The sequence below is a fragment of the Candidatus Contubernalis alkalaceticus genome, assembly GCF_022558445.1.
Classification (GTDB): domain Bacteria; phylum Bacillota; class Dethiobacteria; order SKNC01; family SKNC01; genus Contubernalis; species Contubernalis alkaliaceticus.
Window position 1 is genome coordinate 3418402 of the sequence record NZ_CP054699.1, and the last position, 16457, is coordinate 3434858.

The 16457-nt window shown below is 44.9% G+C and carries 14 protein-coding genes; 1 reads left to right on the top strand and 13 read right to left on the bottom strand.

Annotation, left to right across the window (positions count from 1 at the left end):
• Positions 1-280: 280 nt before the first annotated feature.
• Positions 281-1750 (top strand): oligosaccharide flippase family protein, encoded by a 1470-nt coding sequence (locus HUE98_RS16855; RefSeq protein ID WP_241421745.1) that lies wholly within the window; start codon positions 281-283, stop codon positions 1748-1750.
• 24 nt (positions 1751-1774) lie between these two features.
• On the opposite strand, the gene HUE98_RS16860 is transcribed toward HUE98_RS16855, so the two are convergent.
• The 13 genes from HUE98_RS16860 to HUE98_RS16920 form a co-directional block, all read right to left on the bottom strand.
• Positions 1775-2971 carry a glycosyltransferase gene (locus HUE98_RS16860; RefSeq protein ID WP_241421746.1) on the bottom strand — a complete coding sequence of 399 codons (1197 nt, stop codon included), beginning with the start codon at positions 2969-2971 and terminating at the stop codon, positions 1775-1777.
• Positions 2928-4253, bottom strand: a complete 1326-nt coding sequence (locus HUE98_RS16865; RefSeq protein ID WP_241421747.1) for an O-antigen ligase family protein — start codon at positions 4251-4253, stop codon at positions 2928-2930. The genes HUE98_RS16860 and HUE98_RS16865 overlap by 44 nt, the downstream gene beginning before the upstream one ends.
• Before the next feature lie 29 nt (positions 4254-4282).
• Positions 4283-5335: a Wzz/FepE/Etk N-terminal domain-containing protein gene (locus HUE98_RS16870; protein WP_241421748.1), complete on the bottom strand. Its 1053-nt coding sequence runs from the start codon at positions 5333-5335 to the stop codon at positions 4283-4285.
• Positions 5336-5387: 52 nt separating this feature from the next.
• Positions 5388-6056 carry a YdcF family protein gene (locus HUE98_RS16875; protein WP_241421749.1) on the bottom strand — a complete coding sequence of 223 codons (669 nt, stop codon included), beginning with the start codon at positions 6054-6056 and terminating at the stop codon, positions 5388-5390.
• A 57-nt stretch (positions 6057-6113) separates the two neighbouring features.
• Positions 6114-7265 carry a DegT/DnrJ/EryC1/StrS family aminotransferase gene (locus tag HUE98_RS16880; RefSeq protein ID WP_241421750.1) on the bottom strand — a complete coding sequence of 384 codons (1152 nt, stop codon included), beginning with the start codon at positions 7263-7265 and terminating at the stop codon, positions 6114-6116.
• Positions 7249-7956: an HAD family hydrolase gene (locus HUE98_RS16885; RefSeq protein ID WP_241421751.1), complete on the bottom strand. Its 708-nt coding sequence runs from the start codon at positions 7954-7956 to the stop codon at positions 7249-7251. The genes HUE98_RS16880 and HUE98_RS16885 overlap by 17 nt, the downstream gene beginning before the upstream one ends.
• Entirely contained in the window at positions 7956-8921 is a 966-nt protein-coding gene (locus HUE98_RS16890) for an ATP-grasp domain-containing protein (protein WP_241421752.1), read from the bottom strand. Before HUE98_RS16890 ends, HUE98_RS16885 begins: the two co-directional genes overlap by 1 nt.
• 193 nt (positions 8922-9114) lie before the next feature.
• Positions 9115-9726, bottom strand: coding sequence for a sugar transferase (locus tag HUE98_RS16895; protein WP_241421753.1), 612 nt, complete (start codon positions 9724-9726; stop codon positions 9115-9117).
• A gap of 455 nt (positions 9727-10181) precedes the next feature.
• A complete protein-coding gene (locus HUE98_RS16900; protein ID WP_241421754.1) occupies positions 10182-11459 on the bottom strand; it encodes a glycosyltransferase family 4 protein in 1278 nt (425 codons plus the stop codon).
• A gap of 14 nt (positions 11460-11473) precedes the next feature.
• Complete coding sequence (wecB, locus tag HUE98_RS16905; protein WP_241421755.1) at positions 11474-12607, bottom strand: non-hydrolyzing UDP-N-acetylglucosamine 2-epimerase; 1134 nt, start codon at positions 12605-12607, stop codon at positions 11474-11476.
• 3 nt (positions 12608-12610) lie between these two features.
• Positions 12611-13753: a polysaccharide biosynthesis C-terminal domain-containing protein gene (locus tag HUE98_RS16910; protein WP_241421756.1), complete on the bottom strand. Its 1143-nt coding sequence runs from the start codon at positions 13751-13753 to the stop codon at positions 12611-12613.
• Positions 13725-14771 (bottom strand): polysaccharide biosynthesis protein, encoded by a 1047-nt coding sequence (locus HUE98_RS16915; protein ID WP_241421757.1) that lies wholly within the window; start codon positions 14769-14771, stop codon positions 13725-13727. Before HUE98_RS16915 ends, HUE98_RS16910 begins: the two co-directional genes overlap by 29 nt.
• A gap of 491 nt (positions 14772-15262) precedes the next feature.
• Positions 15263-16438 carry a glycosyltransferase family 4 protein gene (locus HUE98_RS16920; RefSeq protein WP_241421758.1) on the bottom strand — a complete coding sequence of 392 codons (1176 nt, stop codon included), beginning with the start codon at positions 16436-16438 and terminating at the stop codon, positions 15263-15265.
• Between the last annotated feature and the right edge of the window lie 19 nt (positions 16439-16457).

A 16457-nucleotide genomic window follows, 5' to 3' on the forward strand; every position in this document is an offset into this window, starting at 1 on the left:
ATAATACTTATTGGTATTGTTTTCACCATTGTGATATAATTTTTTGTAAATGTTCAGGCTAAAATTAATCGGAAATCTTTGTATAAACTAAGTAACTGACATTGCTTATAATTACATGGTACAACAAGAATCCTAGTGAACTCGTTTCAGCAAGCTGAAACATCGGGGAATCAGGTGGAGACTCTACTCCACCTGATTATAAGCCCCACCTACGCTAACGCTTAGAGGTGGGGGTATTATACCCCAAAAAAAAGAGATAAATGAAGTAAAGGACAACCAAATGAGTAAAGCTAATCTTTTAAAAAGCAGTTTTGTTTATGTGATTGCCTCAATTTTTGTACAGGCTATTAATGTTCTGTTAATACCCATATACACCAGGAACTTCACTTCTGAGGAATACGGCCTTTATGTTATCATTGCATCCATTCAAAACTTACTTATTATTTTTGCAGCTCTGGGGGTTTTTTCGGGGTTGTCAAGGTTTTTCTATGATTATAATAATAAGAACCAGATTAAAAACCTGGTTTTATCTTTTTCGCTAGTTTGGAGCGCCGTTATTGGATTTTTAGGCATAATCACAGCCCCTGCTTTTGCTTCTTTTGCCTTCGGGGGTTATGCTGATGGGCTCCATTATACTTATTTTATCATAGGAAATTCAATTCTGCTCTGCTTTATCTCAATATATACTGCCTTTTATAACATGGATAATAAACCACTTAAAACCGGTATAATCAATACCGGCAAGCTTTTATTGGTATTGTTTCTAACCATTTACCTGATCACTATTCTTGAACAGGGAATCATCGGTGCGTTAAAGGCTCAATTTACTGCATATGCCCTGGTGGCAGCTCTACTGCTATTAATGGATAGAAAAAACTTAAAATTTATTCTAAATAAAAAACAATTAAAACAAATCGTAAGTTATGGTGCAGGCCTGGTGCCGGGACAGGCAGCCGTATGGGTTCTAACCTTAATTGACAGATACTTTTTGCAGGCCATGGTAAATCTAAGTACTGTAGCTGTTTATTCCCTGGGATACAACATTGGTATGCTTATTAAGCCAATTTTCCTTCTCCCCTTCTCAACCGCTTTTACCCCCTTTAAATATAAAGTTTATAAAGATGAAGACGGCAAAGGGCAGCTGAGGGAACAATTTAAATACTACAGCTTTATTGGCTGGTTTTTAATAACAGGGATTTCATTATATGCAAATATTGGAATTAAAGTTTTAGCTACCGCAGAGTATGGAGAAGCTTTCAAAATTGTACCGTTGATTGTTTTTTCATACTTTTTGTGGGGGTTGGAACAGTTTTACGGTTTAGGGCTGCACATCGCCAAAAAAATGTCTGTTAATTCTATGATTATTATGGTAGGGGCTCTATTCAATATCCTTTTAAACATTATTTTTATCCCCGTAATGGGTATGTATGGGGCAGCCGCGGCTACAATTATCTCTTATATAATAATCAATATCTTATATTACCTGGCGGGAAAACAGTATTATGATTTAGGAATCAGCCTGTGGGAACCTTATAAATATTGCCCGGTATTTCTTTTTATATATGGGGCATATTTCTTTTTGGGAATATATTCCACCGCTTTTTATGTTGAATTTGCTGCCAATATGATTTTAATTGCCCTATACTTGTTTTTAGTAGTCAGCATGAAGATAATGCCTTATTGTGAATTTCAAAAAATATTTGCCCTGCTGAAAAAAACCGTGAAAAAAGAAAAGAATCTTTCAATTTAATCTAAAAACTAAGTCAGCACTGTTCTAATTTTTTAAAATATTATTATATACTTCAATGTTTCTTAGAGCATTAAGACTCCAGGTATATTCTGAATGTACCAGCTTCCGGGCCAGATTCCCCATTTTGACAGCTTCATCGGGATGGCTCAGCAGGTATTTTATCCCCTCAACCAGAGTTGACAGGTCATTTGGTTTTACCAGGATTCCATTTTCCTGATGAACTACCACGCCATCTATTCCTTCTCCCTTACAAGCAATTACCGGTTTACCGTGAGCCATAGCTTCCAAATATACAACCCCAAAGCCTTCCTCCCAGCTGGGCAGAACAAAAAGATAACAGTTAGACATATATTCCATTACCTTCTGATAGGGGACTCTTCCGGTAAATTCAACATTTTTTAATATTCCCAGCTTTTTTGCTATATTATATAGCCTTTGTTTTTCAGGGCCGTCCCCCAGGACTACGTAAAACAAATCGGGAAATTCATGAATCAGCTGACTAACCGCTAAAAGGTTTAAGTCAATACCTTTGGGACGGTATAAATTACTTGCACTCAACATTACTTTCTTATTCTTATATTTATTCGCAGCAGGTTTATTATTTTTTAAGATTTGGTCCTTATTAAAACCATTTGGAATGACCAGGCACCGGTCAATCACTTCCGGAAAATATTTGTATGTTAGATTCTTAAGCTTGTTACTGACTAAAACTATGGAATCCGCATAATTTAAACAGCGGGAGATTTCATTATAAGATCCTTTTCCCATATGTATGCTTTTCTGCAAATCATCCCCATGAATAGTAACCACACAGGGTACATTATAGTAGGAGGCCAGCCTTACCCCGGCAGCGCCGGCGGGCAGTGCCGCATGAGCATGAATCAATTCAAACTTAAAATCCTGGTGAATTTTCTCCAGGCAGCTCTTAATCCCAAAATAAGCCCTTATCCCGGAGGAAGCTTTCCAAAAAGATTTTGGAAAATCCATATACCTGGGGTAGAACACCTCCACCCCTTGAAAGACCCCGCTTGGGGGGACCTCTGAATAGTTGCTCCACTTTTGACTGATTCTGTTTAAAGGAAAGGGAGCCCAGGGAGTAGGGGAGATTACCTTAATGTTACAACCGGATTGGATTAAAGCTTTCACCTGCTCATGAACAAAAATACCATACGTTTCATTATATTTTGTAGGATAACACCGGGCTATTACTATGATGTTCAATTTTTTTACCCTTTCTTATACGTAATGCATTTAATAGCGTTATAACAAAACCCATAAAGGTCCATTTAAACCCCAGCACCATAACCGAACTGGGACTGAGGCTGGCTGCAAAAAAGCCCACCAGGCCCAGCAGTGCTGCTTCACAAAACATTCTCTCCTGCGTATTAATCTCTGATTTTAGATAATAAATTATACTTTTAATCATTTTTACGTAGAGATACAGATATCCTGTAATAATAAACAAACCATAATTTGTTAATATCTCCATCCACCAGTTATGAACATTTAAAATGCCCCCGGTGTCATACATCTGCCTGCCGGCCATATAATACTCGGCATTTCCAGCTCCCACCCCAAAGCCGCCGCTGGATAATAGAAAATAAATACAGTTTTTAGCTAAATTTATCCTGGTTGATGCTGATGTTCCTGCCACAGACAGCTCATATAAAATATGCTCCAGGTGTGTGTATGCCTGGTTAAATATAACCGCCTTGTCGGGCATTACCGCAAAAAAGCCCAGCCCCAGTACGACTGCCAAGAATAATACATACATTTTCTTTGTTGATTTAAGAAACATAAAAATAATAGAAATTTGTAACAATACCGCAATATAGTTTGCCCGGGAATTGGTTTTAAGTAGAATTAAAAATAAAAAAATCAGCACTACTAATCCTGATACCTTGGCAAATCTGCCCTGCTTATACCTTGTAAAAGGGATCAGAAATGCTGCACCGAATGTTAAAAATGTTGCAAAGTCATTAGGGTTTTTGAAGACTGCCGTGGGCACATACAAGAACTTTTCCCTGGTGGTCTGGTAATAAGCGGAAAAGGCCAGGTGATTTCCCGTAGTTATTTCCCAAAAGGCAGTCAGTAATGTTATGCATGCCACAGTTAACCATAACCAGTAGACCCCCTGAAGGGACTCTAAATCCGATAGGAAGTAAACCATAAAAAGAATCAAAGAAACCCCCGTAAATAATAAAAAAATATCTCTAGCTGCATGCTGAAAAGAAGCTGCCCAGGTCACAGAAAAAACCGCATATAAGAACCAAATGAGGAAAAACACCAGGTATTCTTTAACCTGAATATTTTTTAGGCTTATGGCTCCTTGGTTATATAATAAATTCAATAACATATAAAAGATAAGTACAAATAATACAATTCTATAGGGAAAGAGTGAAAAGCTCCCCAGGGCATAAACATATATTGACGGCCCAAAGAAACTAAAAAATATCACCAGAAACAAAATAATCTGCGGTAAAGTAAGCTTTAATAATTTCACCTGATTTTGTTCCTCCCCCTACCTTGTCCCTATTTATGCTGGTTTAAATCCTGCCAATATTTACGGAAAAAGGCCAGGCAGACACCCAGTATTAGTCCTAAAACTAAGGCGGTAGATATATTCCCGAAGATATTCCCCGCTATAGGGTATTCAGGGGCGGAAGCAGGGGCTGTAATGGTTAAGCTGTACTTGCTTATTTCATGGGACTGGACAATCTGAACTACGGCATACAGGCCGGCCCAAAACAGGTAGTCGGATTTATGGCTGTCAAGCTCCTGCTGAAAAACTTCTTGGGTTATCTGTTTGTCCATATATTCCATTTGAAGTTCTTTCACCTCTGTTTGCAGCTGGTCAATATTATTTTCCAATTGCAACTTTTTAACGGAGTCCTTTTCCTCTAAGGTTATGTCCAAATCCTGCTTCAGTTCCAATTCCAGCAGCCTGGACTTAAGAGAGATTAATGTCTCTTTCTTTGAATCTATATCCAGGCCTAATTCCAGTAATCCTCCAGGTTCCACAAGAAAAGCGTTCAGCTCTTTTAGAGAATCGTCCAGATGCCTCCGGCTTTTTTCTTTTTGCAGCAAAACAAAATCTATAAATACTTCAATTACCTGACTTTCTTGTTTCTTTACATAGTCAATAAAACTCATGGCCGCTGTGTTTGCGATATCTGCCGCCAGCCTGGGATCCCTTTGTCTTGAAATAAGATAAAAAGTATCCTCCTCCTGCCAACTTATGTGTAAAGAACTCCCAAGGTTATCCACGTCATAGGTTTCCCGGAGATTCAACTCTTCAATTACCGAACTTAAAAAATCAGGGTCTTTTAGATATGACTGACAGGTTTCTGGATTACTCATTGAAATGTTGGTTACTTCCTGCATGGTATTAAAAAAATGGGTAGTATCAATATGGGGAAGGTCTTCCTTTATAAGAAAAGTAACTTTGGCCTCATACACCGGTTTAATAATAAAATAACTGTAAAAACCGCTGACAATCACCGCCGTTATAGTAACTGCTAAAATGATAATTTTCTCTCTCAGTATTAAATCAACAATTTGTTTTAAAGTTATGTCTTCTTTCACCGAAACACTCTCCATATTAAATAGATTAGTAGAGACACGCAGCATGTTCAGGTCAAAAAATTGTTCTCAAGGTGTAATTTACCATTTTCAAATACTCCAAGACAACCTGTTTTTTGTCCTCCTCATCCCGCCACCAGGTTTCCGGGTCGAAATGGTCATAACGGCTGGGCCTGGAAATAACCTTGACGTTCCTGTCTAGAACTCGAAACTCCCGGGAAAAAATTCTTTTTGCCCGGGCCGTATGAAATCTAGAAGTTACCAGAATAATAGAGCTTACATCTTTTCTTTCCTTTAAATATTCTGTAACATATAAGGCTTCCTGCTCTGTGCTGTACGCATTCCCCTCCAAGATGATTATTCGTCCTGCCGGGACACCCCTGTTTACAGCCGCCTCCTGATTATAATCTGCTTCATCGGAGCTGTAATCCTTAACCATGAGAATTTCCGGAGCATAGCCTTCATGGTAGAGGTCCGCCGCTTCAAAAATCCTTACCTCCCGTATCCCCATCAAAACTACAATCAAGTCCGCCGGCTCCAGCGGGTCATCTGAGACGATTAAGTTCCCCACCAGGGGCAGCCGGGGCCGCAAGAAATCCTTTACATTATAATTAAAATCTATTTCCGCAGCTATTTTCACTTCGTTGTAAAGCACAAAGAAAACCATGATTACAGCCAGCGTTATTACTGCCTTCTTAAAAACAGAGTTAGAAGATCTTCTCATTTACTTTTACCACATCCTTATATAAGGCTATCCCCCCAACGCTTAAAGCATGATTATCTATTCTTTTATGGCCTCTGTAAATACCTCTATGACCTTTTGCTGCTGCTCCAGAGTAAGATTTGAACCGGAGGGCAGGCATAAGCCCTGAGCAAACAGCCTGTCTGAAATACTTTCATGAGCATGGTGAGGATAATATGGGGCCCTTTGAAACAGCGGCTGCAGATGCATAGGCTTCCAGACGGGACGGGCCTCAATACTTTGTTCATTAAACCTTTGTAATATATCCCCCACCGATACGCCGTATGGTCGGGGGTCAAGGGTGAGGACCGTCAGCCAACGGGTAGAACGCCCAAAGGGAGCTTCAGGCATAAAGGTAAGGCCTTTTATGGAAGATAAAGCTTCCCGGTAGCGTTCAAAAACTGCTCTCTTAGACTTTATCCTTTCCTCTAAAACCTCAAGCTGACCCCGGCCGACTGCCGCTAATATATTGCTCAAACGGTAGTTATACCCCACTTCGCTGTGCTGGTAATGATTAGCAGGGTCCCGGGCCTGGGTAGCCCAGAAGCAGGCTTTTTCCAGGGCTTCTGTATCATGGGAGACCAGCATCCCGCCTCCGGAGGTAGTAATAATTTTATTGCCGTTAAATGAAAAGATTCCGAATTTGCCAAAGGTGCCGCTGGGCTTTCCATCATAGGTGGCTCCCAAAGATTCTGCAGCATCCTCAATGAGGGTAACTCCGTAACGCCGGCAGAGCTCCAATATAGGTTCCATGTCTGCGCTCTGGCCGTAAAGATTCACAACGATTATGGCTTTGGGCAGCCTGTTATTTTTTTCGGCTTCCCTAAGGGCTCGCTTTAGAGCTAACGGTGACATGTTCCAGGATTCCGGTTCAGAATCTATAAACACCGGAAGGGCTCCCCTGTAAAGTATCGGATTGGCACTGGCTACAAAAGTCAAAGTAGAACAAAAAACCGTGTCCCCGGGTTCCACGCCAATATAGCGCAGGGCCAAATGAAGGGCCGCCGTCCCGGAACTCAAGGCTAAAGCCCCTTTGGCACCGGTGTACCGGGCAAATTCCTTTTCAAAGGCATCCACATGGGGGCCCAGGGGAGCAATCCAATTGCTCTCAAAGGCTTCCCGGACATACTTTTCCTCCATACCGCTCATATGGGGAGGAGATAGATATATGGGTTTATTTGATTGAGCCATTCTTATACCCCCTCATCATTTTTAGCAGCGGTTTCAACTGAGACAGTCTGTTAATGACATACCTGGCTTTATCCTGTTCTTTGCTGCAGATGGCTTCTCTATAGACCCCCTGCCGGGAGATTAACTGAACTGTAACCATTCCCAGTTGGTTTCCCGGAATAAAATCTTTTTTAGGGTTATCTCCCACATAAATAGAAGCTTTTGGGGCACAGTCCAACTGCGACAGCATTATTTCAAAGGCCAGGGGTGAAGGTTTCCAGTGTTCTCTTCCCAGGCTGTCGGTGCAGATGATATTGTCCACCAGTTTTTCCAGTCCCAGGGCTTTTACCTTGCCCTTCTGGGCTGCCAGGTAACCGTCGGTGATAATTCCTGTCTTTAACCCCTGTTCTCGTATCCAATCTAAAATCTCCTGAGATTGGGTGGGAAGTGTAAGGGAAGGCTCATGGGTGCGGTAGAGCTGAATCAACTGCTGCACCAGTTCAGGGGAACTTTTTCCGTATCTTTCCAAAATCCCGTTAAAAACCCGGGAGGAATCCTTATGAAATTGCTCCCATATTTCCTTTTCCAGGGCTTCTTTTGATATTTGGAACAGGGAGGACAGGTATTGAGACACCTTAGAGAAACCACTTCTCACAAAGTCCATCTCTGGATATAAAGTATCATCCAGGTCAAAAACTACCGCTTTAATCACTATATGAGATCTTCCTCCCTTTTTATAACTGTTTCTTCATACCTCATCATCACTAATCCCGGCTCATAGCCTTTAACAGGTATTTCTAAGGGCTCTCCCCGGGTCAGTTTAATTATCATCTGGACAAAATTTGCCCCGGCATAATAGGATAGGGGATACCCTCCTCCAAAGCGGCAGTTAATTTCTGTAAAGGTAATTTTATCTCCCTCTATAAAACATTGAATGTTAACAGGACCAAAAAGTTTTAACCCCTTAGCAATTTTTGGAGCCCAGTCCAATAAGCCCTGTTTAAAAACAGTTATGGCCCTTTCCACCTCACCGCCCCTAACCTTGATACGGCGGCGGGGGACTGCTTGAATTAAACTTCCCTGTTCATGGCAGAACATATCCATGGTTATTTCCTGCCCCTTAAGGCAGTGCTGAATCACCGGGTTTTCCACCTGTGCCAGCGCAAAATCCAACTCTTTTTTAGACTGCACCCGGTGCACCCCCTGGCTGGCGGAACCCTGTCGGGGTTTAACAATTAAGGGATAAGGCAGGGAGGAAAAATCCTGGGAATCCTGGGCCAGCCATGTTTCCACCGTGGGGATATGCTGCTTTTTAAAATATTGGAAAGTCTTGTATTTATCCATGGCAGTATTTACAGCTTCGGGACTGGATATCATCACCTTTATACCCCGGGAAGCAAAAAGAGGGGCTGCTTCCGCTAAAATTGGAAGTTCCGGGTCAATAAAGGGCACCACCGCCTTGATGTCATTGGCTGAACACAGCTCCAAAATTGTTTCCAAATAATCTGCTTCGTTCACCCGGGGCACCACAAAACCCCGATGGCTTAAATACAGCCCTGGGGCGGTAGGGTCACAGTCCGCTGTAAACACTTTTCCTTCCCCCCGCAGGTTCTCTTTAAAAAAATTAACCATCTGGCCGCGGCGGCCAATGGAAGTTAACATAATGTTTAGAGTCATCCTCAGTTTTCTCCTGTTCCGTTTCCTTTTTTTTTAAGGTATAAGCCCCCCACCTCTAAACGTAGGTGAGGCCTTTAATCAAGTGAAGTAGAGCCTCCATCTGATTAACCGTTTTTTCAGCTTGCTGAAACCAGTTCACTTTTGTTGTGCTGTTGACAAATAAAACAGGGGAAAGAGAGTAAAAGCTTAGATTTTAAAGCCCGGTAGATTGATCTTTGTCTGAACCTTTAAATTCAGGCATGGTAGCGAAGCCCTCCTGGCTGATTCCCTCGGAGCGGAGCACCTTAATCAGGGTCTTCCACAGAATCTTCAGGTCCAGCCAAAAGGTTTGGTTATTCACGTACCATACGTCCAGGGCAAACTTATCCTCCCAGGTGATGGCATTCCTGCCGTTAACCTGGGCCCAACCAGTAATTCCCGGCTTCACTTCATGGCGCCGGGCCTGCTCCCCGGTATAACGGCGCAGGTAGGACATCAACAGGGGCCTTGGCCCCACCAGGCTCATATCCCCCTTCAGGACATTAAACAGCTGGGGCAGTTCGTCCAAACTGAACCTGCGGATATTTTGTCCCAAGGGGGTTAACCGCTCTTCATCGGACAAAAGCTTTCCCTCTTTATCTCTTTTGTCCTCCATGGTGCGGAATTTATAAAGGGTGAAGGCTCTCCCCCGGAGCCCCGGGCGCACCTGCTTAAAAAGCACCGGGCTGCCCATGCGGCGGTAAATCAAAAGGGCGGTAACCATCAGCACCGGCGAAAATAAAATTATTAATATAAATGAGACCAAAAAATCAAATAACCGTTTCATGCTTAAATCCTCGCCCCCGCATTTTTAGTTCCAACCTGACCCCGGCCAACTAAACCCTCGCCGACTGAGTCCTGACCAACTGTCAGAAGTGGAGTCCGGGGTCAGACCCCCCTGGGTTGATAAGTGCAGCAGATGAGCTAGGCCGGGGGTCAGACCCCGCAAGCCTTGTTAGTGGATAGTTAGGTAGTGGGACAGTTGGATAGGATTGGTAAGCGCAGCAGATAAGGTAAGCCTGCATAGTTGGATAGTTAGGTAGTTGGATAGTTGGATAGGATTGGTAAGCGCAGCAAATGAGTTAAGCCGGGGGTCAGAACCCTCAAGCCGATTCCACCCCGTAAGCCTTACTATCAACTATCTAACTACCAACGATCCAACTAAACCATCCAACTCATCCAACCAACTATCCAACTATCCAACTATCTTCTATCCAACTACCCAACTATCTAACTATCTAACTATTTTTTGGCAATTCTCTCAAAAATTGCTTCAAATTTCTTAACCCCTGTAACCAGGGACAATTCCCGTTGGTAAAAATCCCGGCCCGCTCTGCCCAGGGCTTCCAGCTGCGGCCCCTGCAGATTATAGAGCTTTTCCACCGCCCCGGCGATTGAGTCAGGATCCTGAGGGGTGCAGGTTATCCCTGCGCCAGCCTGTTTTACTAAGTCGGCGGCATCCCCCCGAACACCCATTAAAATGGGTTTGCCCACCGCCAGATAGGACTGAGTCTTGGAGGGGATGGTGATGGAAAACAACGGGTCATCTTTTAAGTGTACCAGAAGGACCTCCGCCAGTTCCAAAACCGCACCTATTTCTGATAAGGGAAGGCGGGGCAAAAAAATCACATTGTCCAGCTTCATCTCCGCCGCCCTCTGCTTCAATCGGGGCACATCTACGCCTCCCCCTACAAAAACAAACTGAATCCGGGGGTACTTCCCGGCAATCCGGGCAGCAGCAGACAGCACAGCATCCAGGGCCTGGGCCTGTCCCATGGTCCCGGCAAATATTATGTTGAATTTTCCCTGAAGCCCCAGGCTTTGGGCCAATTGCCGGCGTTCCTTATGCTGTGGGGAATCACCGGCCTGATGCTGAAGAGGCTGTTCCTGCTTTTTCCGGCAGGACAGGAACTGTTTTTCTTCCGACCAGTTATATATCACTTCAATTTTTTCCGGGGGAACTCCTCTTTTTATCAAGGCCTTTTTGAATCCCGGTGACAGCACAGCCACACAAGCAGCTCTTTGGTATAACCGGCGGCACCACCAATCAACAGACTTAAGAATTGGCCCCTGGCTCAGCATCCCTGTGGCCCCCAGCGTATCCGGCCAAAGATCCTGCACATCGTAAACAAAAGGAATTCTCCTGAAAAAATTAAGGGCCAGGGCCGGAAACCCAACCGTGGCCGGAGGATGATAAACGTGCATACAATCGGCTTTTTTCACCAGTAGTGTTCCCAGCAGTGAAGCAGAAAAGGCAAAACTAAAATAGTTGGCCATACGACGGAGGCTGGATTTATCATGACTGGGGTAAAGGGGAACCCGAATTACGGGAATTCCCTCCAGGACCTCCCGCTGTAATGGCCGCACCCGGTAACCGGGATACAGGCTGCCGCCGGGATAATTAGGAAATCCGGTGAGCACCTGCACTTCATGTCCCCTTCTTTTTAACTCCCGGGCAAACTCCAGGCCTTTAAAATGAGGTTCCGGGTCAAACCACTGAGTGAGCATTAAGATTCTCATATACGGCATCCACCTTACATTAATTTCCGCCAGACGTTACGGTTAACATAATCTGTATAGCTTAGAATAATCCGCACCACTTTTTCAGATACTTTAGGCACATCATAATCCGATACCGGCTGCAGCAGCCGTTCTTCCCCCCGGGGTTGATCCGCCAGTATTTCCAGGGCCTGCTGAATGCGGTTAATTTCAAGGCCCGTCATCATCACCGACGCTTCTTCCATCCCTTCAGGCCGCTCATGGGCCTCCCGGATATTTAAGGCGGGGAAGTTAAGGATGGAGGATTCCTCGGTGATAGTGCCGCTGTCGGACAGCACCACATAAGCATTTTTCTGCAGCTTTACGTAATCAAAAAATCCCAGAGGTTTTAGCAGTTCCACCTGGGGAGGAAAGGTCACTTCTCCCGCTTCAATCCGATTTCGGGTTCGGGGATGGGTGGAGACGATGATTCTTTTTCCATGTTGGACGGCCAGGGATTTTAGAATTTCCACCAGCTTTTGAAAATTTAGGTCTGAATCAATATTTTCCTCCCGGTGGGCGCTGACCACAAAATAGTCATAAGGTTTTAGGGCAAGGTTTTTTAGCGCTGAGGATCCCTCAATCCTGTCCCGGTAATGAGTAAGCACCTCAAACATGGGGCTACCGGTCTTAATAATCCGATCCGCAGGAAGCCCCTCCCGCAGCAGGTACTCCCGGGCGATATCGCTGTATGTAAGGTTGATGTCACTGATATGGTCGACAATTTTTCGATTGGTCTCCTCCGGCACCCTCTGGTCGAAACAGCGGTTTCCCGCCTCCATATGAAAGATGGGAATTTTCCGTCTCTTGGCCGGAAGCACCGAGAGACAGCTGTTGGTATCCCCTAACACCAGCAGAGCTTCCGGTTTTTCCTTTTCCAACACGGTATCAATGTTGATAATAGTCTGCCCAATGGTGCCGGCAGGGGAACTTCCCGCAGCATTAAGAAAATAATCTGGTTTTTTTACCTCCAGGTCCTTAAAAAAAATCTCATTTAATTCATAGTCATAATTCTGACCGGTGTGAACCAGCAGATGATGGGTATACTTTTCCAGCAGGGCCAGCACCCGGGAAAGCCGAATTATTTCCGGCCGGGTACCCACCACGGTCATAACTTTCATTTTTTTCATATGCTAAACCTCACAATAGTATGTATCAGGATTTTCCGGGTCAAAGATCTGGTTGGCCCAGAACAAAACAATCATTTCTCCCCGGGTTAAATTTTCGATTGCGTGGGTATATCCCGGGGGAATATCTACCACTTCGGGTTTATCCCCGGAAACTTCATAGGACAAAACTTCCTCTTCATCTAATTTCCTGAACTTAATCACAGCTTCACCCTTGATGACGCAGAACTTTTCTACCTTAGTGTGGTGGTAGTGATTTCCCCGCATAACCCCTTCATGGGAACTGGATACAAAAATTTGCCCAAAGGATTCAGATTTAACTACCTCCGCCAGGCTGCCCCGTTGATCAGTTTTTAAATCTAAGGCCCGGGAAAAATCTTTTTTATCCAGGAAAGATAGATAAGTGGCATAAAGACAGCGGGTCAAATCATGTGAAAAATCCGGCACCGTAAGCTTTTCCCGATTATCCCGGATATGGTAAAGCTGTTGGGCCAATTCCCCCAGAGTGAGGCAAAAAGTCCTGGGGACAGTGAAAAACCCTTCCTCTGCCGCTTTTACTGCCGGGGCACCCTCTCCCCCGATAAGCTTTTCAGACAGAATTCCGGTAAAAGCCTTAACTACATCATCAATATAAACCAGCTCCAGCTGATTATTGGGGTCTGATATGGTGATGGGCAGCCCACGGCAGATGTTATAGCAGAAGGTGGCCACCACCGAGTTGTAATTGGGCCTGGACCATTTCCCAAAAACATTGGGAAGGCGGTATATATAAACTTGTGCGCCGGATTCCTCCCGGTATTTAAGGAGGGTATCCTCCGCCTGTTTTTTGCTTTTTCCGTAGGGATTATCTTTTAGAGCCTGGATGGAGGAGGAAAAAACAATGTCGGGCTTTAGATTATTTTTTCCCAGTATATCCACTATGGTTTCTGTTAAGCCGGCATTGCCTGTTTCAAATTCTTCAGGGTTTTCCGGGCGATTTATGCCCGCCAGGTGATACACCAGGTCAGCCTGCTGCAGATAACCTTCTAATTCTTCCGGTTTATTTTTCCGAGAAAAGGTTATAATCTTTAAATCCTCATACTGCTCTAACCCCAGCTTGAGGTTTCTACCCATAAATCCATCAGCTCCAGTTACTAAGACGGTCTTCATAAGCTTCCCCCTTTTCCAGTTCCCTTTGAATAAACTCTAGAGACAACAGGATTTCTTTGATTTCCGGGATGGTGAGCCTCCGGGTATTATGGGAGGTATAGTCCTCCTGGCTGGAAAGCTGTTCTTTCCCTTCAATAAAGTATTTATTATAGTTTAAATCCCGGTTATCCGCCACCACCCGGTAATATCTGGTAAATTCCTGGGCCTTGCACAGCTCCTCCCGGGACAGCAGTGTTTCATAGAGCTTTTCCCCATGGCGGGTACCGATAATTTTGATTTCATTGTCCGCGTTAAACAGCTCTTTTAAAGCTAAAGCCAAATCACCGATGGTTGACGCCGGGGCTTTTTGGACAAATATGTCCCCCTGCTGACCGTGCTCAAAGGCATACAGCACCAGATCTACGGCATCATCTATAGACATTAAATAACGGGTCATATCCGGATCGGTTACAGTCAGGGGCTTCCCCTCTTTAACCTGGCTGACAAATAAGGGGATTACCGAACCCCTGGAAGCCATGACGTTTCCGTAACGGGTGCCGCACAGTATAGTTTTACCTTCACCGGCGCTTCGGGATTTGGCCACCATCAGTTTTTCCATCATGGCCTTGGAAATCCCCATGGCATTGACGGGAAAAACCGCCTTGTCGGTGCTCAGGACAATAACCCTTTTCACTTCGTTTAACAAGGCTGCGTTTAAAACGTTTTCAGTTCCTAAGATATTGGTCTTTACCGCTTCCATGGGGAAGAATTCACAGGAAGGCACCTGTTTTAGTGCCGCAGCGTGGAACACGTAATCTACCCCGTTCATGGCCATCATAACGCTGCTGCTGTTTCGTACATCCCCGATATAAAACTTAACTTTAGGATTGTTCAACCGAATACGCATATCCTCCTGCTTTTTTTCATCCCGGCTGAAAATTCGGATCTCTTTAATATCCGTATCTAAAAACCTTCTAAGTACAGCATTGCCAAAGGAACCTGTCCCCCCGGTAATGAGCAGTATCTTTCCTTTAAACATTTGGTCACCCCCTGATTTCATTAACTAATTAAACATTTGTGTCCGGTTGGACGGTTGGTCAGTTGGTCAGCTGACGGTTGGTCAGTTGGACAGGACACCAGCCACTCTAGGTTGATAAATTATGTAACAGACTTCATAAACGCAGCATGGCTTGCGGGGTCTGACCCCCGGCCTGACTCATCTGATGCACTTATCTACCCAGGGGGGTCTGACCCCGGAAACCGCCTCTGACAGTGGGTCAGCTGACAGTTGGTCGGTTGGTCAGGACACCAGCCACTCTAGGTTGATAATTTATGTAACAGACTTAAATAAATGCAGCATGGCTTGCGGGGTCTGACCCCCGGCCTAACTCATCTGATGCACTTATCTACCCAGGGGGGTCTGACCCCGGACAATGCTTTTGTCGGTTGGTCGGTTGGTCAGTTGGACAGTTGGTCAGTTGGTCGGTTTGATTGTGTTTCTGACCAACCGACCCACTGTCCACTGTCCAACTACCCAAGGCATTGGATGAAAAGCTGGCGGTTTTTTTCCAGTATACTTTCATCCCGGCAAAAACGCAACCCGTACTCCACGGCCCTTTGGGACATCTGCCGGTGGGTTTTTCCCTCCATAGCCACCATAGTCTCCAGGGCCTCCCTAAAGAGTCCGGGGTTTTCCAGGGGCAGTGCCCAACCCACACCGTTCTTTTCCAAATCCCTCCAAAGGGTTCGGTCGCTGATTAAAACCGGACAGCCCGCCGCCAGGGACTCTAAAATCACATGACCGAAGTTTTCCCCCAGTGTTGGCAAAAAAAACAAATGGTATTCCTTGAAGGTAGAAGTTACCTGATCATGGGGCAGTGTGCCCTTGTATCCCACAGTAATATTTTCCGGCATCCCTCTGATAATTTTCTGACATTCTCCCCAATAATCCTGATCCTCCAGAGGGCCCACTATATCCAGCTGTATCTTTCCATCGGTGTCTTTTAATATTTCTAAAGCACCCTTCAAATTCTTCATGGGGGATACCCGGGATAAAAAAATTACCTTTAATAAGCCCGGCGCTTTTTCCCTGGGACTCTCCCCTTCCCGGCGAGAATCCACCCCGGTGGGGGGGAGAAGAGGCAGGTCCGGGGCCACCCAAATATTCACACTGCTGCCCATACAGCGAAGGATATCCTCTTTTTCATAGGGGCTGGAAGCCTGCCAGACAACTTGTTTAAAAAGCCCCAGCCTTTTGGACAATGTAAGGTAAAACAATTTTTTTCTCATTTTTATCTTCATGGCCCCCGAGGAAAACTGCCCCCGGGGAGCAATTAGCAGGGGAACCCTGGGAATTAACCCCCGGCGCCTGAGAATTAAAGGCTTGATGGTGAACACCGGTGAAAAGAAGCTGCTCAGATATATAATATCATGGGGAGTGCTGTTGATTAACTCCCCCAGGGCTTTCATAGACCTGTTTTCTGATGAAAGGTAATAGACCCGGGCCTTCCCCACAGTCTGCCAGGAATCTGTGATAACCCCCGGATAAGGGTCCAAATCCCCCAGATCCCGGTCCCCGGCGATGATATGAAAAGAAAAATCTTCCCCCAGGTGGTCCACCATGTTGGCCAGGGTGCGAATGGGCCCTCCCCCCTTGTAACCGGGCAGGTATTCCCCTGAAAAAGCCAAGATATTTATTGCAGCCATAACTTCTCCTTTTTGGGTA